Annotated in this window: 17 protein-coding genes and 5 pseudogenes; 19 read left to right on the top strand and 3 right to left on the bottom strand. The window is 50.1% G+C overall.

What is annotated here, in order from left to right:
* Window positions 1–17 precede the first annotated feature (17 nt).
* The 3 genes from RQN30_RS04290 to RQN30_RS04280 form a co-directional block, all read right to left on the bottom strand.
* A complete protein-coding gene (locus RQN30_RS04290) occupies window positions 18–2,144 on the bottom strand; it encodes a hypothetical protein (protein WP_353061400.1) in 2,127 nt (708 codons plus the stop codon).
* Between the two features lie 281 nt (window positions 2,145–2,425).
* Window positions 2,426–2,830 (bottom strand): hypothetical protein, encoded by a 405-nt coding sequence (locus RQN30_RS04285; protein WP_353061399.1) that lies wholly within the window; start codon window positions 2,828–2,830, stop codon window positions 2,426–2,428.
* Between the two features lie 1,172 nt (window positions 2,831–4,002).
* Entirely contained in the window at window positions 4,003–5,025 is a 1,023-nt protein-coding gene (locus RQN30_RS04280) for a glycosyltransferase family 2 protein (RefSeq protein WP_353061398.1), read from the bottom strand.
* Window positions 5,026–6,389: 1,364 nt separating this feature from the next.
* Between RQN30_RS04280 and rpoB the strand changes: the two genes are divergently transcribed.
* From rpoB to rplX, 19 genes and pseudogenes are all read left to right on the top strand, one after another.
* Complete coding sequence (gene rpoB, locus RQN30_RS04275) at window positions 6,390–9,863, top strand: DNA-directed RNA polymerase subunit beta (RefSeq protein ID WP_491608701.1); 3,474 nt, start codon at window positions 6,390–6,392, stop codon at window positions 9,861–9,863.
* Between the two features lie 99 nt (window positions 9,864–9,962).
* Window positions 9,963–13,855 (top strand): annotated as a pseudogene (locus RQN30_RS04270) (DNA-directed RNA polymerase subunit beta').
* A gap of 305 nt (window positions 13,856–14,160) precedes the next feature.
* Window positions 14,161–14,535: a 30S ribosomal protein S12 gene (gene rpsL, locus RQN30_RS04265; RefSeq protein WP_309957196.1), complete on the top strand. Its 375-nt coding sequence runs from the start codon at window positions 14,161–14,163 to the stop codon at window positions 14,533–14,535.
* Window positions 14,535–15,005 carry a 30S ribosomal protein S7 gene (gene rpsG / locus RQN30_RS04260; protein WP_353061397.1) on the top strand — a complete coding sequence of 157 codons (471 nt, stop codon included), beginning with the start codon at window positions 14,535–14,537 and terminating at the stop codon, window positions 15,003–15,005. The genes rpsL and rpsG overlap by 1 nt, the downstream gene beginning before the upstream one ends.
* A gap of 75 nt (window positions 15,006–15,080) precedes the next feature.
* Window positions 15,081–17,201 carry an elongation factor G gene (gene fusA / locus RQN30_RS04255; RefSeq protein WP_353061396.1) on the top strand — a complete coding sequence of 707 codons (2,121 nt, stop codon included), beginning with the start codon at window positions 15,081–15,083 and terminating at the stop codon, window positions 17,199–17,201.
* 176 nt (window positions 17,202–17,377) lie between these two features.
* Entirely contained in the window at window positions 17,378–18,568 is a 1,191-nt protein-coding gene (tuf, locus tag RQN30_RS04250; RefSeq protein ID WP_353061395.1) for an elongation factor Tu, read from the top strand.
* 247 nt (window positions 18,569–18,815) lie between these two features.
* The gene (gene rpsJ, locus RQN30_RS04245) at window positions 18,816–19,190 is read left to right on the top strand and encodes a 30S ribosomal protein S10 (protein WP_353061394.1); all 375 of its coding nucleotides are present in this window, start codon (window positions 18,816–18,818) and stop codon (window positions 19,188–19,190) included.
* A gap of 11 nt (window positions 19,191–19,201) precedes the next feature.
* A complete protein-coding gene (rplC, locus tag RQN30_RS04240; protein WP_353061393.1) occupies window positions 19,202–19,873 on the top strand; it encodes a 50S ribosomal protein L3 in 672 nt (223 codons plus the stop codon).
* Window positions 19,874–19,878: 5 nt separating this feature from the next.
* A pseudogene (gene rplD, locus RQN30_RS04235) lies at window positions 19,879–20,524 on the top strand (50S ribosomal protein L4).
* Window positions 20,496–20,837, top strand: coding sequence for a 50S ribosomal protein L23 (gene rplW / locus RQN30_RS04230; RefSeq protein ID WP_353061392.1), 342 nt, complete (start codon window positions 20,496–20,498; stop codon window positions 20,835–20,837). Before rplD ends, rplW begins: the two are co-directional and overlap by 29 nt.
* A 31-nt stretch (window positions 20,838–20,868) precedes the next feature.
* The gene (gene rplB, locus RQN30_RS04225) at window positions 20,869–21,705 is read left to right on the top strand and encodes a 50S ribosomal protein L2 (RefSeq protein ID WP_353061391.1); all 837 of its coding nucleotides are present in this window, start codon (window positions 20,869–20,871) and stop codon (window positions 21,703–21,705) included.
* A gap of 17 nt (window positions 21,706–21,722) precedes the next feature.
* Window positions 21,723–22,002 (top strand): annotated as a pseudogene (rpsS, locus tag RQN30_RS04220) (30S ribosomal protein S19).
* Between the two features lie 33 nt (window positions 22,003–22,035).
* Window positions 22,036–22,401: a 50S ribosomal protein L22 gene (rplV, locus tag RQN30_RS04215; RefSeq protein WP_353061390.1), complete on the top strand. Its 366-nt coding sequence runs from the start codon at window positions 22,036–22,038 to the stop codon at window positions 22,399–22,401.
* Between the two features lie 2 nt (window positions 22,402–22,403).
* A complete protein-coding gene (rpsC, locus tag RQN30_RS04210; RefSeq protein ID WP_353061389.1) occupies window positions 22,404–23,255 on the top strand; it encodes a 30S ribosomal protein S3 in 852 nt (283 codons plus the stop codon).
* A gap of 5 nt (window positions 23,256–23,260) precedes the next feature.
* Window positions 23,261–23,677 carry a 50S ribosomal protein L16 gene (gene rplP, locus RQN30_RS04205; protein ID WP_353061388.1) on the top strand — a complete coding sequence of 139 codons (417 nt, stop codon included), beginning with the start codon at window positions 23,261–23,263 and terminating at the stop codon, window positions 23,675–23,677.
* Window positions 23,677–23,919, top strand: coding sequence for a 50S ribosomal protein L29 (gene rpmC / locus RQN30_RS04200; RefSeq protein ID WP_353061387.1), 243 nt, complete (start codon window positions 23,677–23,679; stop codon window positions 23,917–23,919). The genes rplP and rpmC overlap by 1 nt, the downstream gene beginning before the upstream one ends.
* A 20-nt stretch (window positions 23,920–23,939) precedes the next feature.
* The gene (gene rpsQ, locus RQN30_RS04195; RefSeq protein WP_353061761.1) at window positions 23,940–24,206 is read left to right on the top strand and encodes a 30S ribosomal protein S17; all 267 of its coding nucleotides are present in this window, start codon (window positions 23,940–23,942) and stop codon (window positions 24,204–24,206) included.
* Window positions 24,207–24,270: 64 nt separating this feature from the next.
* Window positions 24,271–24,638 (top strand): annotated as a pseudogene (gene rplN, locus RQN30_RS04190) (50S ribosomal protein L14).
* Window positions 24,638–24,981, top strand: a pseudogene (rplX, locus tag RQN30_RS04185) (50S ribosomal protein L24). Before rplN ends, rplX begins: the two co-directional pseudogenes overlap by 1 nt.
* The last annotated feature ends 12 nt before the right edge of the window (window positions 24,982–24,993 follow it).

The raw sequence follows: 24,993 nt of genomic DNA, 5'->3' as shown, positions 1-24,993 counted from the left end.
TAGCTTATTAATCGGGTTTATGCTAGTTTCCGGCGAGTTATCAGGGATACAGCACCAAGGAGCGTCAGTGCAAGAGCAGCTCCAAGCAGACCGGCTGCGGTGCTGCCGGTTTTGCTCAGCTCAGCGCTCTTTGCAGCTTTCACCGTATCCGGATCTAATACCGGTTTCTCCGGCTGCACCAAAGGATTACCAGAAACACTAATCTCGCCCTTTGGCTTCTCTGGCTGGATTAGTGGATCGCCTGAAATACCAATCTCACCCTTCGGCTTTTCCGGTTGGATTAGTGGATCGCCTGAAATACCAATCTCACCCTTCGGCTTTTCCGGCTGGATCAATGGTGTACCGGAAATCTCCGTCACCTCAGGCTTCTCCGGCTGAACCAACGGTGTACCGGAAATTTCAGTTACTTCCGGCTTCTCCGGCTGAGTCAACGGCTTACCAGACTGATATCCCTTCCGGTAAATCAGATGAATCACAATATCGCCCGCAAAATGACGATCAATCTCACCAGTCAAAGGATTGTTATCATGATCATCAACAAAAGCTTTTGAATCAATCTCAACACCAGTAAATAGATACGGCAGACCCTTATTGTCTTTCACCATCTTATCGGCATAACTAGACGCATCAACTTTCAGATTAGATCCATCAGGATTCAATGCTGGCTGAGAAAGCACAGCAGTTCGTGCTGTACCAGGAATCGGATCGAAACCGCCATCAGCACGCTGCACATTGTAATCAACAGACACTGTCACATTCTGCGATTCCTTAGCTTTAACCGTGACCGTAAGCGGGTCTTTCCATGGCTGAGAAACAATTACGGTTTCCCCAATCTCCAGACCTCGCCCAATAAGAGCAGACCACTGCCCATCCTTACCAACAACAGTGTCGACCAGCTCTTTACCAGGAATCATCACCCGCAATGGAGTGCCAGGCTGCCCTGTACCAGTTACTGCATCTTCTCCTTCGACCGGAGGATTCACGGTTGTTGGTTTACCAACGTTTGCAGAGGTTTGACGGCCTGCAACATCGCTTACAGTCACTGTTTGACCAAGGTCAAGTGCTGTGCCGGCAGGGAGTTTGTACGACCAGTATCCGCCGCCGTTAACTTTGACGGCTTTCTGTTGCCCGTTAGGAAGGATTACTGTGACCTGGGTGGTTGGGATCCCTTCACCCATAATAAGTGTTTCGCCTTTGACAGGTGCATGAATCTTCGGAGCTGCAGGGAAGCTCTTTGGATCATTAATGTTCGTCTTTGCTAGCCCTTCAACGTAGTCTGTATAGCCGTCATCATCTGAATCTTTCGGATTAACGGTGAGTTTCACAATTGCGTTTTCCGTAGAATTATCGTTATAGGTGATAGTTACAGACACATTATGCTGGGCACTGTTTTCCTGCGGAGCTTGCTCATTACCCGGAAGCTGAGAATTGGTTAGGGTAATCTGAGCTGCTTCCTTAGCTTTTTTAATGTCTTCGAATTGTATAGATTTCGGATCATATAGCGCAGCTTGATCCAGCGTAACCGTTACAGCGGACTGAATTTTCTCAGCAGTCACTTCCCCTTGCTCAAGCTCAACTGGCACCACTACTGGCTGAAACAACATGTTTTGCGGACGAATTCTGAGTTTAAAGAACGATGCAGGGAATTTCTCGCCTGCGTCATAATTCGGATAATTCGGAGTCCAGCCGTTACCATTTGATTTGTATACGAAGTACGCTGAAAAAGCTGCTTCTGTATCCTTATGGCTGCTATACTGCGCAGCTGTTCCGCTAATAGTCAGTTTGGCATTATTTGCACCAGTTGTTTGGGGCTTAAAGGTCAGACCTTGGAAAGCTGTAACTTTACTCCCATTTCTACCATTAAAATCTATAATGTTTTTTCCAGATTCAGAACCTCCAGCTGACACGGCGACGTCGCTAATACGCTTGTCTAGTGCGGAAGTAAGCTCAATCTGATTCGCAGCATTTGAATATGGAATCCCGCGATATACATATAGTTGATTTCCCGCCGGAAAAGTCCAAGTGCCATAAAGCTGCTCATAAGGCTGGCTTCCTTGCGGCACGGCTGCAACAGCCGCACCCCCTACTGGAAAGGCAAGCAGGAAGCTAAGCGCGAGGGCGCCGGCAAACCGGATTCGTTTCATAACGAACCAACTCCTTTTAATTTATTGATATGTGTATTTTGCAAAATGAAGCTTTAAATGAACTCGCGATAAATAAATAAATTCCGAAAAGTAATCTCGGAAGATAATTTAAGAACTGTTTCGTCCAAAGAAATCTTCATAAGTTTAAAATGTGCATCATGATGCACCCGTAATAGTGTAATTACCATGCTGGTAGAGGTGAAATTATCCGCGGCAATTTATTTAATTGACATCTAGAGTGTTGTCTGCTCCAAACTTCTTCACCGCAAAAAATTTAGTACTTAACAGCGCCGCCCTTCTCTTTGCATCAGACCGCATCCTTGCAATTGCACTGCCGTCAACAAAACTTGCAAAAAACCAGAAACCAAAATCCGCAAGATAAAAGCCGTCACCAGCACATATTTAGCGCAAATCCAAATCAGCATTTCACAGTGACTATCTCCGACTGCGCCGTCGCGTAAAACATGCATATTAAATGTAGGATGCAAACCCGCCGCGGCGGAAAACTTGCTGCAAGAAAAATTTTCGTATCCGATAGTATCCGCAAACCTGATTTTGTCCCAAAAATCAGGTTTCACCGTATCTCCAGCATTACTTGTACTGCCAGCCGTACCGGCACTAGTATCAGGGCCGGCAAGCAGCTTTCCAAGAAAAAGATGAAAAAGTTTACAAATTTTCTGTCGCAAACTACAAGAAAAACAGGGGGACGCAAAAACGAAGTATGCAGAGATGAAGCGAAGAGAATACAGCGGAAAATGCGGCGCGCTGCGATAGGATAACCGGGCTGAAATGAAAGCAGTTCAGACAGTGAAGTTAAAACACGAAAATACTGCTCCCCCCGAGCAAAGCACTGCTGGGGCGGAAGTAGGTTTATAATCAGCGCAATCACCCCGAACCCTTAAAGTATTCAACACTATCGCCCGTAATCTATCGAATTATTACCGGGGCTGCCACCATTTATTTCAAATGTCACATTTTCAACTAGAAATTGTAAACCAATGTTTAAAACAAAATAACCAAACTCAACCCAAAATCCCGCGCCTGCTCCGCTGTTACTTATCTACTTCAAGGAGCACGGAGGGTGTGCAGCAAAACCCGGCGCCCGCTTCGCCATTATTCACGTGAACTTGCGGCCGTTTTGTGTGCTGATAAGCCGATTCCATATCCCGGTGCCTTCGGCAATCGGGCATATCAAACAGCAAGAGTTATTTCTCGCTGTGCAGCCGGTGAAAATGACTAGAAAACTTCATACAACTACCGCTGGGAAGTTAATTTCGCGATTTGAATTAACAATGTGAATTAACAACGGAAGAATTTGGCGCGATACAAGTGATGTAATACCGTATTCCTGCTGTGTCACTAGCGGTAAGAACCGGGGCACGATTATCTCCGTCGGGGAAGCCTAGGTTTATGCTGGTCACCGGCGCATAATACCGGCAAAGAATGCCGTCGTGAAATAAAACCGCCTATTACGCTGCCGCTTACGTAAGTTTCTGCACATTTGCCGTCGGTTAGATAAACCTGCAGCGATTACACCATAAGTTACTCGAGATTACCGCCGCCTCACTGCCGCCTTACCGCCGCCTGAGCTCCGGCACTCGCCGCAAAAAATCCGAAAAGTCGTAAAGTTAATCGCGGACAGTCTTGCGAAAGCCCAATTAGACGGCTCAAAAAATCTAGACTGCCCAGACTTACACAAAGACTGATGCAAACGCCGAATTACCGAAATTTTCGAAACTAAAACCGCTCCCAGTACCGCTGACAGAAAATAGCCCAGTACCAATCGGAACTGAGCTATTTGATATTTCCGGTGAAAACACCGAGCTTCTCCGGTATCACAGTTAATGAAAGAAAAAGATTAATTAAAACGGTAAAGCTTTTGCGCAATCCGATAAAGACTTATCCCAAGCTTCTTACCGGTACGGGTTTTCAAATTTGCACCAAATACCAGCGGGTTGCGTGAAATCTGCTTTGCCATTTGCACATCGTGCGCGTAAATATCACGCCACATTTGCGCCTTTAATTCCGCAGCGTTATCATGCGGGCTGACATTCGCAAGTGAAGAAGACGCTGCTACAATCAGCGAAAGAAAATGCATCATGTATTTTGCAAGCTTCGGACTCTCAATATCTTTCGGAACATGATACGCACTAACCAGCAGTTTGGTTACACGCATTTGCTGGTCGAGCCGGCCAACCATCACAGATTCGTTGACTGACTGATCTTCTCTGCCAATAAAATAACGATAAAGATCAACAGGTAAATAGAACAAACTCTTTACATGCGGGAGAGTGTGGAATACATAAATGTTATCGACATAGAAAGTGTGCTTTGGAAGTTCGAGACCGGACTCACGGAGTACTTTTGTGCGGAACGTGGAAGCATGCATTAACAGGTGCTGCCCAATAGAAAAATGCCCGATCCCTTGCCAATCAATTAAACGGTTAGTCGGTAAAGCTCCGTGGTACCGAATCACTTTCTGAGTACCGCTTGCGACATGCTCATACACATAGTTTGTAACAACCAAATCGACGTTTTGATCATTTTGGATAAAGCTGCGAAGTTTCAGCAAAAGTAAATCACGGGCATGCGTATCCAGCCAATCATCGGAGTCTACAACCTTGAAATAAGTACCGGTTGCTGCGTGCAGTCCGGCCATTACTGCACCGCCGTGCCCGGAATTTTCCTGATGTACCACACGTATAATATCCGGATACCGTGCAGCCCATTCATCGGCTTTCTGCGCTGTGTTATCTTTTGTGGAACCGTCATCAACAATTATTACTTCCACATCAGGTCCGCCAAGCAGCGACTTGATACAAGCGTCCATATAGGCAGCCGAGTTATAACAAGGCACAACAAAGGAGATAGTCTTTTTCATTATTTTTCTTTCGAAATATACCTGTGATTCATCCGTTCTTTCGAACGGTATCAATTGAATTCGCTGCTTGCAGCTGCCCGTTTTCCGCAGCTGCATCGAAGCGCTGTTTCCAGTCTATTGCATTAAATACCACAATTCGACTATTTCGCTTTAATGGCTCTGCTGATTTTTGGGGACTGTGGATTTAAGTGTGGAATTGGTCAGATTCGCTGACATGTTCAGCAGGAGGGAATAGTTGCATCTGAATGCTGATTTTTGTTTGTTTGTGTATGGGTGTGAGGGCGCGGCGGAAGTGGCGAAGGGGCAGCGGTTATTATTTTATGGAAAGTATTTTTAATTGCTTGTATGGTCTTGTTCTGGTTTTATCCCGGTTTATATTCAATTCCTGCTCGAGGTTTGATTGCTTAGGTTCAGCTTGAGTACGGCGGGATGATATGTGTTTCCCAGTTCACTAATCCGACGGATACGGTCTTGCAGCCCAAAAATATGCAGTGCTTTTTAGTTGGGTCTGGTTTGGCTGGTTCCAAGCGGTGTTTTGCATAGCGGTCAGGCTTGATCTATACAAAAACACCGCTTTCCACCCGAACAGATACGGCTTTTTATTTCACTAACACAAGAAAGTGGCAAGAACTAAGAAAGTTACGTAAGTGGTGGCAAGAAGTCATTTCACTACGTAACTGGTGGCAGGAAGTAGAAAACTTTACGTAACTAGTGGCTGAAACTTATTTTCGTTACGTAAGTGGCGGCAAGAACTTGGGTTGGGATTTTTGCCGGCAGAAGCGTTTGCATTCTCGCAGGTCATAGGCTCGTGATAACGACGGCTTTCCCGTCGGGAATCAAAACCACCGATTTTGCCGTCACTTACGTTAAAAAATACAGATTTCGCCATCACTTACGTGGGCGCACAAGCATTTTGCCGTCAGTTACGGTTTGGGCAGACATCGGAAGCATGAAAATTCGGATACGCAAAAATTCGGATGCACGAAAATATTGGCAGGTAATCAGGCGAAGTTTTGCGCATGGAAAAGTGCATGTTAAGGTATTACCGATTTAAATATTTTCGTATATCGATGAAGATGCGGCATTCACACCAGCTGCAGCGCTTCGAGGGTTACGAAAATCATAGGTGTTGTGACCTCTTCCATAGTGGTTGGGGCTGGATTTGTTTACCCTATTTCGATAAAGTTGAGATTTGTGCAGTGTCTGTACGTTGATACTTGCTATTAATACTTCTGATTGAGTACTTTTGGTTGAAACTTCGCCAGATTGAGTACCTCGGGATTATGCAATAAGCAAGGGAACCAAGATCGACAAGCAGATTCTGGAAAATTTAAGCCTTACCGGACTCAGGGAAGGAAAATCCTTTGGCTGCTTCGCGCACCTCATCAAATATTGAAAAACCGTTAGTAAAAGACGGCAAGCTTGTACCAAACCGCGTATCTTTCGCCAAACTCACCGAACCGTTGGGGGTGCCAGATTTACTCTCGCTCCAAACTGCTTCCTATGGCTGGTTGATTGGATCAGACGAATGGCGAGCTGAGCATCCCGGCGAAAAATCTGGGCTTGAAGAAATCTTTGACGAAGTCTCTCCGATTGAGAACACTGCTCATACGATGGGTCTTGTGCTTTCAAATCCGCACCTTGAAGATGAGAAAGCTTCGATTAACGAGTGCAAAGATAAAGACATGACCTATTCTGCTGCACTTTATGTGACGGCAGAATTCCAAAACTACGAGACTGGAGAAATTAAGTCACAGACCACGTTCATTGGCGATTTCCCAATCATGACTCCGCAGGGAACGTTCATCGTTAACGGAACCGAACGTGTGGTTGTTTCACAGCTTGTACGTTCTCCAGGTGTGTACTTTGAGCGTGCCGTCGATAAGGGCACAGACAAGCTCATTTATGCGACAAAGATTATCCCATCACGCGGTGCATGGCTCGAATTTGAGATTGACAAGAAAGATATTGTCGGCGTTCGTATCGACCGCAAGCGCAAGCAGTCAGTCACTATTTTCCTGAAAGCGCTCGGAATGACCGAATCTGAAATCCGGGAAACTTTCAAGGATTTCCCAGTGATGATTGAAACTCTGGAAAAAGATACAATTGACACCCAAGAGGGCGCGCTTCAAGATCTTTATCGCAAGCTTCGTCCGGGTGAACCGCCAACTGCAGAAGCTGGACGGAATCTGCTGAAGAACTTCTACTTTAATAACAAGCGTTACGATTTGACTAAGGTCGGCCGCTATAAGATTAATAAGAAGCTCGGGCTGGAAATTGACCCAACTGTTCGCCAGCTGAAACTTGACGATATCATCGCAACCCTTCGTTACCTTTTGGCATTGCATGCTGGCGAAGCGAAGTTGGTGAACGTCGAAGGCGGCCGCGAAGTGGTACTCGAAACCGACGATATTGACCACTTCGGAAACCGCCGGATTCGCGCAGTAGGAGAGCTGATTCAAAATCAGGTCCGCACTGGACTTTCCCGGCTTGATCGGATGGTTCGCGAACGCATGACCACGCAGGAAGCTGAAGCGATTACACCGTCGTCCTTAATTAATATTCGTCCAATCGTGGCAGCAATTAAGGAATTCTTCGGAACTTCACAGCTTTCCCAGTTTATGGATCAAAACAATCCGCTTGCTGGTCTCACCCACCGCCGTCGTCTTTCTGCACTTGGCCCGGGCGGTCTTTCCCGTGACCGCGCATCAATGGAAGTGCGTGACGTGCATCCATCCCACTACGGCCGGATGTGCCCGATTGAAACACCTGAAGGTCCGAACATTGGTCTGATTGGTTCGCTCGCGTCTTATGGACGGGTAAACGCATTCGGATTTATCGAAACTCCGTACCGGAAAGTTGTTGACGGCCGTGTTACTGATCAGATTGATTATCTCGATGCAGCCGATGAAGATCGTTACGCAGTAGCACAGGCATCTGCAAAAGTTGACGAAAACGGAAACTTTGTAGACGAGGAAGTTCTTGTCCGTCTCCCCGGCGGCGAACCGGCGCTTGTTCCGCCGGCAGAAGTAGGATACATGGACGTTTCTGCACGTCAGATGTGTTCTGTCGGTACGGCAATGATTCCATTCCTTGAGCACGATGACGCAAACCGCGCACTGATGGGCGCGAACATGCAGCGTCAGGCAGTGCCGCTGATTCGCCCGGTTGCTCCGCTTGTGGGTACCGGTATGGAAGCGCGGGTAGCGGTCGACGGCCGTGATGCCACTGTTGCGGAAGCTGCAGGTGTAGTGACAGAAGTAAGTGCCGATGCGGTACATGTCGCACAAGATGACGGTACTTACAAGATTTACAAACTGACCAAGTTTGAACGGTCAAATCCAGGAAACTGCACCAATCAGCGTGTCGCAGTTTCTGAAGGCGACCGTGTAGAGCGCGGCTCGTTAATCGCCGACGGCCCGGCAACCGCTGGCGGTGAGCTTGCCCTTGGCCAGAATCTGCTTGTCGCGTTTATGGCATGGAACGGATACAACTACGAGGATGCGATTATCCTTTCACAGCGTTGCCAGTCTGAAGATATTCTGACTTCAATTCATATCGAAGAACATGAAGTAGATGCCCGCGATACAAAGCTTGGTCCGGAAGAAATTACGCGCGATATCCCGAACGTGTCGGAAGAAACGCTTTCGCATCTCGACGAACGCGGCATTATCCGAATCGGTGCAGAAGTAAACGCAGGAGACATTCTTGTCGGCAAGATTACACCGAAAGGCGAAACTGAGCTTACCAGCGAAGAACGCCTGCTGCGGGCAATCTTCGGTGAAAAGGCAAAAGAAGTTCGCGACACCTCACTGCGTGTGCCGCACGGTGAGTCCGGCATCGTGATCGGAGTGAAAGAATTCAACTCTGATAATCACGACGAGCTTGCGGCTGATGTGCGCCAAACCGTGCGTGTTTATATCGCACAGCGGCGCAAGATCACAATTGGCGACAAAATGGCCGGCCGGCACGGGAATAAAGGTGTGATTTCACGGATTCTTCCGCTTGAAGATATGCCGTTTATGGAAGACGGTACCCCGGTGGATATTGTTTTGAACCCGCTTGGTGTGCCTTCCCGAATGAATCTCGGTCAGGTTTTCGAACTGCACTTGGGCTGGATTGCCGCACAAGGCTGGGATGCTACCGAAGCTCGCCAGCGCGGTGAAGAATGGGCTTTGCGTTTACCAGAGAATGCAGTAAAAACCGCTGGTCGGCAAAACGTTGCAACACCAGTGTTCGACGGTGTGCTCTCCGACGAATTAAACGGTCTGTTCAAATGTACTTTGCCGAACCGCGACGGTGATCACATGGTTAACGCCGCAGGTAAAGCACGTCTTTTCGACGGCCGTACTGGTGAACCGTTCCCGGAACCAGTTTCAGTCGGATATATGTATATGCTGAAGCTGCACCATCTGGTTGACGACAAGATTCATGCCCGTTCCACCGGTCCTTACTCGATGGTCACCCAGCAGCCGCTTGGCGGTAAAGCCCAGTTCGGCGGGCAGCGTTTTGGTGAAATGGAAGTTTGGGCGCTTGAAGCATACGGTGCTGCTCACACTTTGCAGGAAATGCTCACAATCAAGTCTGACGACACCGTCGGCCGAGTGAAAGTTTATGAAGCAATCGTGAAGGGCGACAACGTCCCAGAGCCCGGTATTCCCGAGTCATTCAAGGTCTTGATTCAAGAAATGCGGTCGCTGTGCTTAAATGTGGAAGCGCTTGACTCCGTCGGTAACTCGATTAATTTGCAGGATACTGACGAGGATGCTTTCAAAGCCCCGCAATCTGCGCAAATTCAGACAGGTCTTGAAGATCTTCAGACAGGTGCGGATTTCTAAACCGCGCATATCGGCTTGCCAAGCGGAAAACGCCTGCCGTTTGGCAAGCTGCAGGATAAGAATTAAAGCCTCGGCGTAAAAACTTCGGAAGTAGGAATCTTGCTCGACGTTAATCTCTTCGATCAGCTCCACATCTCGTTGGCGACGTCTGACGATATTCGTTCCTGGTCGCATGGCACAGTAACGAAGCCTGAAACAATCAACTACCGCACCTTAAAGCCGGAAAAAGACGGTCTTTTTGGTGAACAAATTTTGGTCCGACCCGTGATTGGGAATGTGCCTGCGGTAAATACAAGCGTCCGCGTTATAAGGGGATTGTCTGTGAACGCTGCGGTGTAGAAGTCACCCGCTCGAAAGTGCGCCGTGAACGGATGGGGCATATTGAGCTTGCCGCACCGGTAACCCACATTTGGTATTTCAAGGGTGTGCCAAGCCGTCTCGGTTATCTTTTGGATATTGCTCCGAAAGATCTTGAGAAAGTCATTTATTTCGCTGCATATATGGTCACTGATGTGGATGCCCAGCGCCGTCACGACGATATGCCGACGCTGACCGCTGAATACGAGCTTGAGCGGAAGAATCTTGAACAAGAGCGTGATGCGCAGATTGAAAAGGCGCTCAAAGCCGAAGAAGCTGCTTTGAAAGCAGTGGAAGCTGCCAAGACGCCGGCAGAGCGGAATAAGATTAAACGCGCGGCAGAGGCAGAAACCAAGCGTGTGCGGCGGCAATATGACGAAGATATTGAGCGTCTTGAAGAAGTCTGGAATAAGTTCACCAAGCTTACTGTGGGCGACTTAGAAGGCGACGAAGAAGCTTATCGGGCAATGGAATTGCGTTGGGGTGATTATTTTCACGCTTGCCGCGGTGCAGAGGCTGTGCAGCGGCGGCTGCAGAATTTCGATCTTCAAGCCGAGCATGAATCTTTGCTGGAACAGATTGAAACCGGAACTGCGCAGCGCAAGACCCGCGCATTGAAGCGAATCAAAGTGGTGAATGCGTTCTTGCATTCAGGTACGAAACCGGAGGCGATGGTACTTGATGCGCTTCCAGTGATTCCGCCGGATTTGCGTCCGATGGTGCAGCTCGACGGCGGCCGTTTCGCAACATCTGATCTGAACGATCTTTACCGTCGGGTAATCAATCGAAATAATCGTTTGAAGCGCATGATTGACCTCAATGCGCCGGAAATCATGGTGAATAACGAAAAGCGAATGCTGCAGGAAGCAGTCGATGCGCTTTTCGATAATGGCCGCCGCGGCCGTCCGGTACAAGGTGCCGGAAATCGTCCGCTGAAGTCAATTTCCGACATGCTCAAAGGTAAGCAGGGGCGTTTCCGGCAGAATTTGCTGGGTAAGCGTGTGGATTATTCCGGCCGTTCTGTGATTGTGGTTGGTCCGACGCTGAAATTGCATCAGTGCGGTCTGCCGAAGACGATGGCACTCGAACTCTTCAAGCCGTTTGTTCAAAAGCGGCTTGTGGATCTCGAATTGGCAAAGAATATTAAGGCTGCAAAGCGTCTCATCGAGCGTCAGCATGATGAGGTCTTTGACGTGCTCGAAGAAGTAATTCGCGAGCATCCGGTATTGCTCAACCGTGCACCAACGCTGCACCGTCTCGGGATTCAAGCATTTGAACCGCAGCTGATTGAAGGAAAAGCGATTCGGCTGCACCCGCTCGTCTGCTCGGCATTCAACGCCGACTTCGACGGTGATCAGATGGCAGTGCATCTCCCGCTCTCGGTTGAAGCACAGGCAGAAGCTCGGATTTTGATGCTTTCGGCAAACAATATTTTAAAGCCGTCTGATGGCCGCCCGGTTACTGTCCCGTCGCAGGATATGATTATTGGTCTCTACCATTTGACAATGCTTCGTGAAGACGGAAAAGGTGCAGGCCGGTACTTTACCTCCGTGGCAGAGGCGCAAATGGCAGCTGATCTCGGCGATCTTGATTTGAATTCTTTAGTGCATATTCGGTTCCAAGCCGATGAGATTGTGCCGCCGCGCGGATGGCAAGCTCCGGAAGGATACACCGAAGGCGATGCTGTGATTCTTGAAACCTCGCTGGGCCGCTGTTTATTTAACGACGCATTGCCGACCGCTTTCCCATTCATTAACGAAGTGGTGGGGAAGAAGGTGCTTGGCGCTATTGTGAACGAGCTGGCAGAACGGTATTCAAAGGTCGAAGTTGGCGCTTCACTTGATGCATTGAAGAATACTGGCTTCTACTGGGGCGGGCGTTCCGGCGTGACGATTGCCGTTTCCGATGTGAAGACTCCGGCAAACAAGCCGGAAATTCTGGCAGCTGCCGAAAAGCGCGCCGCAAAGATCGAGCAGGAATACCAAGAGGGCAACATTCGCGATGAAGATCGCCGCCGCGACTTGGTGGAACTGTGGACTGAAGTAACCGACCAAGTGGCTGACGAAATGCGTGACCAGTTCGACGACTGGAACAACGTAAACATCATGGTGACTTCCGGTGCACGCGGTAACTGGATGCAGATTCGTCAGGTGGCAGGGATGCGCGGCCTGGTGGCTGATCCAAAGGGCGATATTATTCCGCGCCCGATTACCTCAAACTATCGTGAAGGTCTTTCCGCTCTCGAATACTTCACTGCGACCCACGGTGCCCGCAAAGGTCTCGCTGATACCGCATTGCGTACCGCAGAATCCGGTTACCTGACCCGTCGTCTTGTAGACGTGGCGCAAGATGTGATTGTGCGTGAAGCTGATTGCGGCACCGCACGCGGTCTGCTGAAGCCAATTATTGTCACTGATGCCGACGGTAATGAAACGCGCTCTGAAGATATTGAAACTTCCGTTTTTGCGCGTACTCTTGCCAAGGATGCTGTTGACGCTGCCGGAAATGTGATAGTTGCAGCAGGAACCGATATTGGTGATGTTGCACTTGAAAAGCTGATTGATGCAGGAATCAAGGAAATTACGGTACGTTCCGTTTTGACCTGTAATTCCCGTGTCGGTACTTGTGCAAAGTGCTACGGCCGTTCACTCGCTACCGGTAAGCTCGTTGATATTGGCGAAGCCGTCGGGATTGTTTCGGCACAGTCCATTGGCGAACCTGGTACTCAGCTGACGATGCGTACCTTCCACACTGGTGGTGCTGCTTCCGCAGAAGATATCACTCAGGGTCTGCCGCGTGTGCAGGAGCTTTTTGAAGCCCGGACACCAAAGGGTGAAGCACCAATTGCGGAAGCTGCTGGCCGGCTTGAGGTTGAAGATCTTGAACGTTCGCGCCGTTTGATTATCAAACGCGACGACGGTGATGAGGATTTGGTTTATCTCGTCGGTAAGCGCGCAAAGATGCTGGTACCAGAAGGATCGCATGTTACTGTTGGAACCCAGATCGTCGAAGGTTTGATTGATCCGAAGAAGGTTTTGCGGATTTCCGGCCGCCGTGCAGCACAGCTGTTCCTCGTTTCGGAAGTGCAGCATGTGTACCGTTCGCAGGGTGTGGAAATCCACGATAAGCATATTGAGGTTATCGTCCGGCAAATGCTGCGGCGCGTCACTGTGCTGGAAGCTGGTTCTACAAAGCTTCTGCCGGGTGAGCTCGTGGATGTTTCGGTGTTTGAAGATGCGAACCGTGCAGCGCTTGCAGAAGGCGGTAAGCCGGCATCTGGGCGTCCGGAACTAATGGGTATTACTAAGGCGTCTTTGGCTACAGATTCCTGGCTTTCGGCAGCATCTTTCCAGGAGACGACAAAGGTGCTCACTGAGGCTGCGCTTAACGCCAAGTCTGATCCGCTTGCAGGTCTGAAAGAAAACGTGATTCTCGGTAAGCTAATTCCAGCCGGCACTGGTTTGGAGACGCTGCGCGGATTGAAAGTCGAGCCGACTCCGGCAGCACGCAGCGAATATGAACAGCTGAACAATATCATTTCGCGCGATTTCGATGCGCTTGATGATATTTACGGTTACGGCGGTTTTGATGACTATGACTCTTCACTCGGTTATGGTTACGGATTAAATTTCTAAAGCTGCGCAGAAAAAGTTAATTATCGGAAGAAGCGGGATTTTGGCGACTAACACGTCACAATCTCGCTTCTTTCTTTGACGGTGAAAGCGAATATTAGTTAACCTTAAACATGGTGCCCGTTTCGGTGTCTTTCACGTTGCTTTTCTAATCGCGCGGCGATAGTTGCATTTTTGGCCGTGTTTCTATTAGAGGAAAGACGCACGGACGCGAGGAAGAACGGTGAATTCCTAAGCACAGGCTGGAAGTAAAACGCTTCAAGCAGCGGGTAAGTTAGCTAATATCGCATAGTTACACAGGAGAAATAGTGCCTACTATTCAGCAGCTGGTTCGTAAGGGCCGCTCAAGCAAGGCGAGTCACTCCAATACGCCGGCGTTGAAGGCAAGCCCTCAGCGCCGCGGAGTTTGCACTCGCGTTTACACCACCACTCCGAAGAAGCCGAACTCAGCTCTTCGGAAAGTCGCTCGTGTGCGTCTGTCTTCCGGAATCGAAGTTTCGGCATACATTCCAGGCGAAGGTCACAACCTCCAAGAGCACTCCATCGTGCTCGTCCGCGGCGGTCGTGTGAAAGATCTTCCTGGTGTTCGTTACCACATCGTCCGCGGCGCTCTTGATACGCAGGGCGTAAAGAACCGTGCTCAGGCACGTTCGAAGTACGGTGCGAAGAAGGAGAAGAAGTAATGCCACGTAAAGGTCCGGCGCGGAAGCGCCCATTGATTGCAGATCCAGTCCACGGATCTACAATCGTTACCCAGCTTATTAACCGAGTCCTCCTTGACGGTAAGAAGTCCACTGCAGAGCGGATTGTTTACGGTGCACTTGATGCAGTGGCTGAAAAGACCGGTCAGGATGCGCTTGCAGTTTTGAAGCGCGCTCTGGATAACATTAAGCCGCAGCTTGAAGTAAAGTCCCGCCGTGTCGGCGGTGCAACATACCAGGTTCCGGTGGAAGTTAAGCCGGGTCGTGCAAACACCCTCGCTCTTCGTTGGCTTGTAGATTTCTCCCGCCAGCGCCGTGAGAACACCATGCTTGAACGGCTCCAGAATGAAATCATGGATGCTGCTAATGGTCTTGGTGCAGCAGTGAAGCGTCGTGAAGACATGCATCGCATGGCTGAATCGAACCGCGCATTCGCACACTACCGCTGGTAATTTCAGCGTAATTCGCAGTGTAAAACGCAGGCTGGGCAAAAATATGCGCAGCCGAGAAAAAGAAAAGAGTTCTCAATGGCACACGAAGTGCTTACTGACCTCACTAAGGTTCGGAATATCGGGATTATGGCGCATATTGATGCGGGTAAAACCACCGTTACCGAACGTATCCTGTTCTACACGGGTATCAACTACAAGATTGGTGAAACTCACGACGGCGCCTCCACTACTGACTGGATGGAGCAGGAGAAAGAACGCGGTATTACGATTACGTCCGCTGCTGTGACTTCTTTCTGGAAGAATCACCAAGTTAATATCATCGACACCCCCGGCCACGTTGACTTCACCGTCGAGGTGGAGCGGTCTCTGCGTGTGCTTGACGGCGCCGTCGCAGTATTCGACGGTAAAGAAGGCGTAGAGCCGCAGTCTGAAACTGTTTGGCGGCAGGCTGATAAATACAATGTGCCGCGTATCTGCTTCATCAATAAGATGGACAAGATGGGGGCTGATTTTTACTTCTCAGTGAAGACGATTGAAGATCGTCTCCATGCAACGCCGCTTGTAATGACCCTGCCAATCGGTGCAGAATCAACACTTTCCGGTGTTATTGACCTGCTCAAGATGAAAGCAATCCGCTTCCCGGCAGAAGACGAAAAAGGCAACAAGACTATGGGCAGTGTTGTTGTTGAAGAAGATATTCCGGAAGATATGCTTGAACAGGCTGAGGAATACCGCGAAAAGCTGATTGAAAAGGTTGCTGAATCTGACGATGCGCTTCTTGAGAAGTTCTTCGGCGGTGAAGAAATTTCCGTTGCTGAATTGAAGCAGCAGATTCGTAAGCTCACTATCGACGGTGAGATTTATCCGGTATTCTGCGGCAGCGCATACAAGAATATCGGGATTCAGCCAGTTCTCGATGCTGTGGTAGATTACCTGCCATCACCGCTTGATATCGGTGCTGTGAAAGGCGTAAACCCGGCAAATGAAGATGAAGAGCTCACTCGCGAACCTTCTGAAAAAGAGCCGTTTGCTGCGCTCGCATTTAAGATTGCGGTTCACCCGTTCTTCGGCCGGCTCACCTTCATCCGCGTGTATTCCGGAAAGATTGATGCAGGTGCGCAGGTACAGAATGCGACCAAGGGAAAGAAAGAACGTATCGGAAAGATTTTCCAAATGCATGCAAATAAGGAAAATCCGGTAGATACTGCTCACGCAGGGCATATTTATGCTGTGGTTGGTTTGAAAGAAACCGGCACCGGAGATTCCTTGTGCGATCAGGCTCATCCAATTTCCTTGGAGTCGATGACTTTCCCGGATCCAGTGATTCATGTCGCAATTGAGCCGAAGTCGAAAGGCGATCAGGAAAAGCTCGGTATTGCGATTCAAAAGCTTGCGGAAGAAGATCCAACCTTCACGGTGAAGCTTGATAACGAGACTGGTCAGACTGTTATTGGCGGTATGGGCGAGCTGCATCTTGATGTGCTTGTAGACCGGATGCGCCGCGAGTTTAAGGTCGAGGCGAATGTCGGTGCGCCAATGGTTGCGTACCGTGAGACAATTCGGAAGGCTGCAAAGGGTATTGAGTACACCCACAAGAAGCAAACCGGTGGTTCCGGTCAGTTCGCAAAGGTGCTTGTAACGTTCGAACCGCTGGAGGAGAACGAAGAAGGCACCACCTACGAATTCGTTGATGCTGTTACCGGCGGTCGTGTTCCGCGCGAATACATTCCGTCAGTTGATGCCGGTATTCAAGCAGCAATGGAGAATGGCGTGCTGGCAGGCTTCCCAATGGTCGGCGTGAAGGCAACTTTGGAAGACGGCGCATATCATGATGTCGATTCTTCGGAAATGGCGTTCAAGATTGCTGGTCAGATGGTATTCCGCGAGGGAGCAAAACGTGCTAACCCGGTCATTCTTGAACCAGTAATGGACGTTGAAGTTCGTACTCCGGAAGAGTACATGGGCGATGTGATTGGCGATCTTAATTCTCGCCGCGGTCAGATTGCTTCAATGGAGGATGCAACGGGCGTGAAGATTGTCCGTGCGCACGTACCACTTTCCGAGATGTTTGGTTATGTCGGCGATTTGCGTTCAAAGACGCAGGGTCGTGCGGTGTACACCATGCAGTTCGCAAAGTACCAAGAGGTTCCGAAGGCTGTTGCCGACGAAATCATCTCTAAGACCCGTGGCGAGTGAGCCAACAGGTTAAATTTACAGAAAACAATTCAACCAGTAGGATTTCACTTAGCCATGTTTTCGCTAAGCCTGCAGAAGTGTTAAACTCAATCCGTTAAGGTTTGAAATCAGCACTTTTGCTTCGGTTTCGAAACTGACAAGCTGAAAGACACTACCCGAGTCCCAGGAGGGCACAAGTGGCCAAGGCCAAGTATGATAAGTCCAAGCCGCATATGAACATCGGCACCATCGGTCACGTGGATCACGGTAAGACCACCACGACCGCTGCAATTACAAAAGTTCTCGCAGAAAAGTACCCAGATCTCAATGAGGTAACAGCTTTCGAGAACATCGATAACGCTCCGGAAGAACGTGAGCGCGGTATTACGATTAACGTTGCTCACGTTGAATACCAGACCGAAAAGCGTCACTACGCACACGTTGACGCTCCAGGCCACGCCGATTACATCAAGAACATGATTACCGGCGCTGCACAGATGGACGGCGCAATCCTCGTGGTTGCTGCTACCGACGGTGCAATGGCTCAGACCCGCGAGCACGTGCTGCTTGCGCGTCAGGTGGGCGTGCCGCAGATCATCGTTGCATTGAACAAGTGCGACATGGTTGACGATCCAGAAATGATTGAACTTGTCGAAATGGAAATCCGCGATCTCCTGACCGACAATGGATACGACGGCGATAACGCTCCAGTTGTACAAATTTCCGGTTACCAGGCGCTTCAGGGTGAAGAGCAGTGGGTTAAGTCAATCGAAGAATTGATGGACGCTGTTGACACCTACTTCGACGATCCGGTTCGCGATCTTGACAAGCCATTCCTGATGCCGATTGAAGACGTCTTCACCATCTCCGGCCGCGGTACTGTGGTTACCGGCCGTGTTGAGCGCGGTATGCTTAACCTCAACGAGGAAGTCGAAATCCTCGGTATTCGTGAGCCGCAGAAGACCACCGTTACCGGTATCGAAATGTTCCACAAGCAGATGGATCACGCAGACGCAGGCGAAAACTGCGGTCTTCTGCTTCGCGGCACCAAGCGTGATGAAGTTGAGCGCGGTCAGGTTGTGGCTAAGCCGGGCACCATCACCCCGCACACCGAATTCGAAGGTCAGGTGTACGTGCTGAAGAAGGAAGAAGGCGGCCGTCACAATCCGTTCTTCTCCAACTACCGTCCGCAGTTCTACTTCCGGACCACGGATGTTACCGGTGTAATCACCCTTCCAGAAGGTACCGAAATGGTTATGCCTGGTGATAACACCACCATCACTGTTGAGCTGATTCAGCCGATCGCAATGGAAGAAGGTCTTGGCTTTGCAATCCGCGAAGGCGGCCGTACCGTTGGTTCAGGTCGTGTGACCAAGGTGATTAAGTAATTATTGATTACTTAAAGAATCAGTAACTGACTAACTTTTAGAGCTCCGAATCAAAAGGTTCGGGGCTCTAAATTTTCTTGTGCAGTGTACCACCTATCATGGTTATATCTTGCAGATGTGTCCATGTTTTGACATACTAGATGAGTTGCTCGGGAACGCCGAGCGAAGCTTGGCCGAAGTTGCAAAAGCACTTCGGTACATTCAAAGGCTACTCAAAACTGCATAGGGCTTTCGTTGTTACTTCCAAATGAGCGCGACACGCCCGAATGCGGGTTTCGGTGTGGCCACGGAATATAAGAGAGGGAGACGACGCCATGGCGGGACAAAAATCCGCATCCGTCTGAAGTCTTATGACCATGAGGTCATCGACAGTGCAGCGAAAAAGCTCGTCGACGAAGTTACCCGGACAGGTGCATCGGTTGTAGGGCCAGTGCCGCTTCCGACTGAAAAGAACGTTTTTACAGTCATTCGCTCGCCCCACAAATATAAGGATAGTCGCGAACAATTTGAAATGCGTACGCATAAGCGACTTATCGACATTGTCGATCCGACCCTGAAGACAATTGACACTCTGCGTCGCCTGGATTTACCGGCTGACGTTAGCGTAGAAATCAAGCTCTGAGGTAACGCATTATGGTAAAGAACATCCAAGCAGCTGCTGCAGCCAAGCCGGTAAAGGCTGTGCTCGGCACCAAGCTCGGCATGACACAAGTTTGGGATGAGAATGCAAAGCTCGTTCCGGTTACTGTTGTGCGAGTTGGAAAAAATGTAGTCACCCAGGTTCGTACCACTGAGGTTGACGGTTATGAAGCGCTCCAGATTGCTTCTGGTGAGCTGAAGAATAAGAACGTGACCAAGCCGCTTGCCGGTCATTTTGCAAAGGCCGGAGTTTCTCCGCGCCGTCACGTTGCTGAAGTTCGTACGTCTGATGCTGGCGAATATACGCTGGGTCAGGAGTTCGGTGTAGAAACTTTCGAAGCAGGTCAGGTTATTGACGCAATTGGTACTTCGAAAGGTAAAGGGTTCGCCGGTGTAATGAAACGTCACGGTTTCGCAGGCGTTTCAGCATCGCACGGTGCACACCGCAATCACCGGAAGCCAGGTTCAATTGGTGCATGTGCTACTCCTTCGCGTGTTTTCCGCGGGATGCGGATGGCAGGCCGAATGGGAAATGCGCGTGTCACCACCCAGAATCTGACAATTCATGCAATTGACACTGAGAATGAGCTAATTCTCGTAAAGGGCGCTCTCCCAGGTCACAAGGGCAGCGTCGTGATGATTCGTACTGCTGTGAAGGGAGCCTGATATATATGGCAGACTTCAAGGTTGATATTCTCGACTACGCTGGCGAAAAAGCTGGCAGTGCGACCCTTCCTGCAGCGCTTTTTGACGTTGACGCAAACACCGCATTGCTGCACCAAGTAGTGAATGCACAGCTTGCTGCTGCACGCCAGGGTACACACAAAACAAAGACCCGCGGCGAAGTGCGCGGCGGCGGTGTTAAGCCGTTCAAGCAAAGGGAACCGGTCGGGCCCGTCAAGGTTCGATTCGTGCTCCGCACTTCACTGGCGGCGGTATTGTCCACGGTCCGACACCGCGTGATTATTCACAGCGGACACCGAAAAAATGATTGCTGCAGCTTTGCGTCAATCACTTTCGGATCGTGCACGCAATGAGCGTCTTCACGTGGTGAAAGGCTTTGTCGACGGAGAAACACCGTCAACAAAAGCTGCTCTTTCACTGCTCGGTAAAGTTAATGCAGGCCGCCGTGCGCTTGTTGTGCTGAACCGCGGAGATGATACTGATGTGCTTTCGCTTCGGAACATTCCAGAAGTTCATTTGCTTTATGTCGACCAGTTGAACACATACGATGTGCTCTGCGCAGACGATGTAATCTTCAGCGAAGTTGCACTCAAACTCTGGATCGGTGCAAACACCAAGGAGGAGACGAAGTGACTTCCGAAATTGCAGCACTAAAAATAAAGATCCTCGCGACGTAATTCTCGCGCCTTTGGCATCTGAGAAAGCTACACGTCTTGAGGACGAAGGCAAATATACGTTCTTCGTTGCAAAAGATGCAAACAAAACTGAAATTAAGCTTGCTATTGAAGCTATTTTCGGTGTCAAGGTTGCTTCTGTAAACACGATGAATCGTGCAGGTAAAACCCGCCGCACCCGCAATGGTATCGGTCGTCGTAAAGACACGAAGCGCGCAATTGTGACGCTTCGCGAGGGTACGATTGATATTTACGGCGATATCGTAGGATAAGCCTCCGAGGATAATTGAGGAATAAGATCTCATGGGAATTCGTAAGTACAAGCCGACCACTCCAGGTCGACGCGGTGCGAGCGTAGCAGATTTCGTTGAAATCACCCGGTCAACTCCGGAAAAATCGCTACTTCGCCCACTTCACAAGACTGGTGGCCGCAACAACAACGGGCGCATTACAACCCGCCACAAGGGCGGCGGACACAAGCGTCAGTATCGTGTAATTGACTTCCGTCGGAATGATAAAGACGGAGTAAATGCACGTGTTGCGCATATCGAGTACGATCCGAACCGTACTGCACGCATTGCTTTGCTGCACTACGTCGACGGTGAAAAGCGCTATATTCTTGCTCCGGAAAATCTAAAGCAAGGGATGATTGTTGAAAACGGTCCAAGTGCTGATATCAAGCCCGGAAATAATCTTCCGCTGCGGAACATCCCAGTTGGTACCGTGATTCACGCTGTTGAGCTTCGTCCTGGCGGCGGTGCGAAAATTGCACGTTCAGCCGGTGCTTCGGTACAGCTCGTTGCAAAGGAAGGCAAGCTTGCACAGCTGCGGATGCCGTCTGGTGAAATCCGCAATGTAGACGCACGCTGCCGCGCAACCGTTGGTGAAGTTGGAAATGCTGAACAATCAAACATCAACTGGGGCAAAGCTGGCCGAATGCGTTGGAAGGGCGTCCGTCCGACCGTTCGCGGTGTGGTAATGAACCCGGTTGACCATCCGCACGGCGGCGGTGAAGGAAAGACTTCCGGCGGCCGTCACCCAGTTTCGCCTTGGGGCCAGAAAGAAGTCCGTACCCGCCATCCAAATAAGCACAGCGACAAGCTCATTGTTCGCCGTCGCAAGACTGGTAAGAAGCGCTGATCAGGAGGATATGAGTAATGCCGCGTAGTTTGAAAAAGGCCCATTCGTTGACGAACACCTTTACAAGAAGGTTGACGAGCAAAACGAAAAGGGTACAAAGAACGTAATCAAGACCTGGTCCCGTCGATCAATGATCACTCCAGACTTCCTCGGTCACACGTTTGCTGTCCATGATGGCCGCAAGCATGTGCCGGTGTTCGTAACGGAGTCCATGGTGGGTCACAAGTTGGGCGAATTCGCACCGACTCGTACTTTCAAGGGACACGTCAAGGAAGATAAAAGGGCCGTCGCCGCTAAGGCGCGCAGCACGAGAAAGAGATAGGCAAAATTATGGAAGCTAAGGCGCAGGCACGATTTGTGCGCGTCACGCCCCAGAAGTCGCGCCGCGTGGTAAACGAAATCCGCGGTAAGCGTGCACTGGATGCCGTCGACATGCTGCAGTATGCACCACAAGCTGTGGCTCTAGACGTAAAGAAAATTGTTGAATCCGCGATTGCGAACGCACGTTATGCTGCTGATCAGGCAGGATCGCGTATTGATGAAGCTGAACTTGTTATTTCAGCTGCATACGTTGACGAAGGACCAACTATGAAGCGAATTCAGCCGCGTGCTCAGGGCCGTGCGAATCGCATCCTCAAGCGCTCAAGCCACATTACAGTGGTTGTCAGCGATGGTAAGAACGAGAAGGAGGCCTGATCGTGGGACAGAAAGTAAACCCAACCGGATTCCGTCTCGGCATCACCACCGAACACCGCTCAAAGTGGTTCGCTGATTCCACCAAAGCGGGGCAGCGTTACGCTGATTACCTTGGTGAAGATATTAAAATTCGCCGGTTGATGGAGAAGAATCTTGAGCGTGCGGGGATTTCACGTGTGAATATCGAACGCCGTACTGAGCGGGTAGTAGTTGATATTCATACTGCTCGTCCGGGTATTGTGATTGGTCGCCGCGGTGCGGAAGCTGACCGTCTCCGACAGGATCTTGAAAAGCTCACCGGTAAATCCGTGCAGCTTAACATCCTCGAGGTGAAGAACGCCGAAGCTGACGCACAGCTTGTTGCACAAGGCGTTGCCGAGCAGCTGTCTGCTCGCGTCTCATTCCGCCGTGCAATGCGCAAAGCAATGCAATCAGCACAGCGCGCAGGAGCAAAGGGAATTCGAATTCAGTGTTCCGGACGTCTCGGCGGTGCCGAAATGTCACGTGCCGAATTCTACCGTGAAGGTCGTGTGCCTTTGCACACCCTTCGTGCAAACATCGATTACGGCTTCTACGAAGCTCGGACCACTTTCGGTCAGATTGGTGTAAAGGTTTGGATTTACCGCGGTGATATTACCGACCAAGAGTATTACCGTCAGCTGACTGAAGGCAATCGCAGTGCTCGCGGGAACCGCGGAGAACGCCGTGGCCGCCGCGGGAACCGTAATTCGCGCGGAGGACAGCGTGGAAACACACAGCAGGCAGCTGCGCAGGAAACTCCAGCTAATGCAACGGCAGCTGAAGCAGCTCCGCAAGGAGCAGCTGCGGCTACTATTGAGAAAACGGAGGCTTAAGTTAAATGCTTATTCCACGTCGTACAAAATACCGGAAGCAGCATCGTCCCGATCGCCACGGTATGTCTAAAGGCGGAAATGAGCTCGCTTTTGGTGAATACGGTCTGCAGGCACTTGAGCCGGCATATGTTACCAATCGCCAAATTGAAGCTGCTCGTATCGCAATGACTCGTCACGTGAAGCGCGGCGGTAAAGTTTGGATTAACATCTTCCCAGACCGTCCGCTCACTAAGAAAGCTCTTGGTTTGCGTATGGGTTCTGGTAAAGGTCCGGTTGAAACCTGGGTCGCTAATGTTAAGCCCGGTCGAGTGCTGTTCGAGTTAAGCGGTGTTTCCGATGAACTCGCACGCGGCGCATTGCTTCGCGCGATGCACAAACTCCCATTGAAAGCACGTATTGTTACTCGAGAGGATGGTGAATAATGGCTAAGGGGATTACCACTGCAGAGCTTGATAAGCTCACTGATGCAGAGCTTGCACAGAAGCTGAAGGAATCGAAAGAAGAATTGTTCAATCTTCGTTTCTCGGCTGTTACTCACCGACTTGAGGACTCCGGCCGATTGCAGGAAGTGCGCCGCAACATTGCACGCATTTACACCATTGCCCGCGAGCGAGAGCTCAATATTCGTACCGCTCCGACTTCTCAGAAGTCGGCTAAGAAGTGAGGCCTAACGTGAGCGAAGAAATGACTCAAACCACAGTGCGTAATCACCGAAAGGTAGAGCGCGGATACGTGGTTAGTGACAAAATGGATAAGACCGTCGTAGTTGAGGTTGAAGACCATCGGAAGCATGCGCTTTACGGCAAGGTTATGAGCCGCACTCGGCGAGTTAAAGCCCATGACGAATCAAATGAGGTTCGTGTAGGCGATTTAGTACGCATCATGGAAACCCGACCGTTATCTGCAACCAAGCACTTCCGCGTGGTTGAGATTATCGAGAAGGCGAAGTGATTAGTAACCATCCGTTCGGCAAGGCTCGTTATTCGAGAACCGGCACGACGACAGGAGATAGTAAATGATCCAGCAGGAGTCTCGGCTTAAGGTCGCTGACAACACAGGTGCAAAGAAATTCTTTGTATTCGTGTTCTTGGCGGTTCAGCCCAGCGCTACGCCGGAATTGGCGACGTAATTGTTGCCACCGTCAAGGATGCAATTCCTGGCGGAAATGTTAAGAAGGGCGACGTCGTGAAAGCGGTTGTCGTCCGTGCGAAGAAAGAAACTCGTCGCAGCGATGGTTCATACATCAGCTTTGACGAAAATGCCGCTGTAATTTTGAAAAACGAAAATGAGCCGCGCGGTACCCGTATTTTCGGGCCAGTCGCCCGCGAGCTTCGTGATAAAAAGTTTATGCGCATTGTTTCCCTGGCACCGGAGGTAATCTAATGGCAAAGATCAAAAAGGGTGATCTTGTGCAGGTGATTGCGGGCCGCGATAAAGGTTTGCAAGGTCATGTGCTCGAAGTTGATACCGCGCGCGATCGTGTCATTGTTGAAGGTGTCCAGCGCGTGAAGCGGCACACTAAGGTCGGACGTAATGATCGCGGTGCTGCTACTGGCGGTATTGAGACGGTGGAAGCTCCAATCCATGTTTCTAATGTTGCTCTCGTCGGTCCAGATAAGAAGCCGATTCGTGTCGGTTTCCGCGAGATCGAGGTAGAGCGCGACGGCAAAAGAAGACTATGCGTGAGCGCATTGGTCGCCGTGCAGGAAAGGAGATTGAGCTGTGAGCACCGCAGAAA

Source organism: Arcanobacterium hippocoleae (assembly GCF_040360365.1).
Lineage (GTDB): Bacteria > Actinomycetota > Actinomycetes > Actinomycetales > Actinomycetaceae > Arcanobacterium_A > Arcanobacterium_A hippocoleae_A.
Note: the sequence above shows the minus strand (reverse complement) of the source record. Positions and strands in the feature narration are given on the sequence as shown.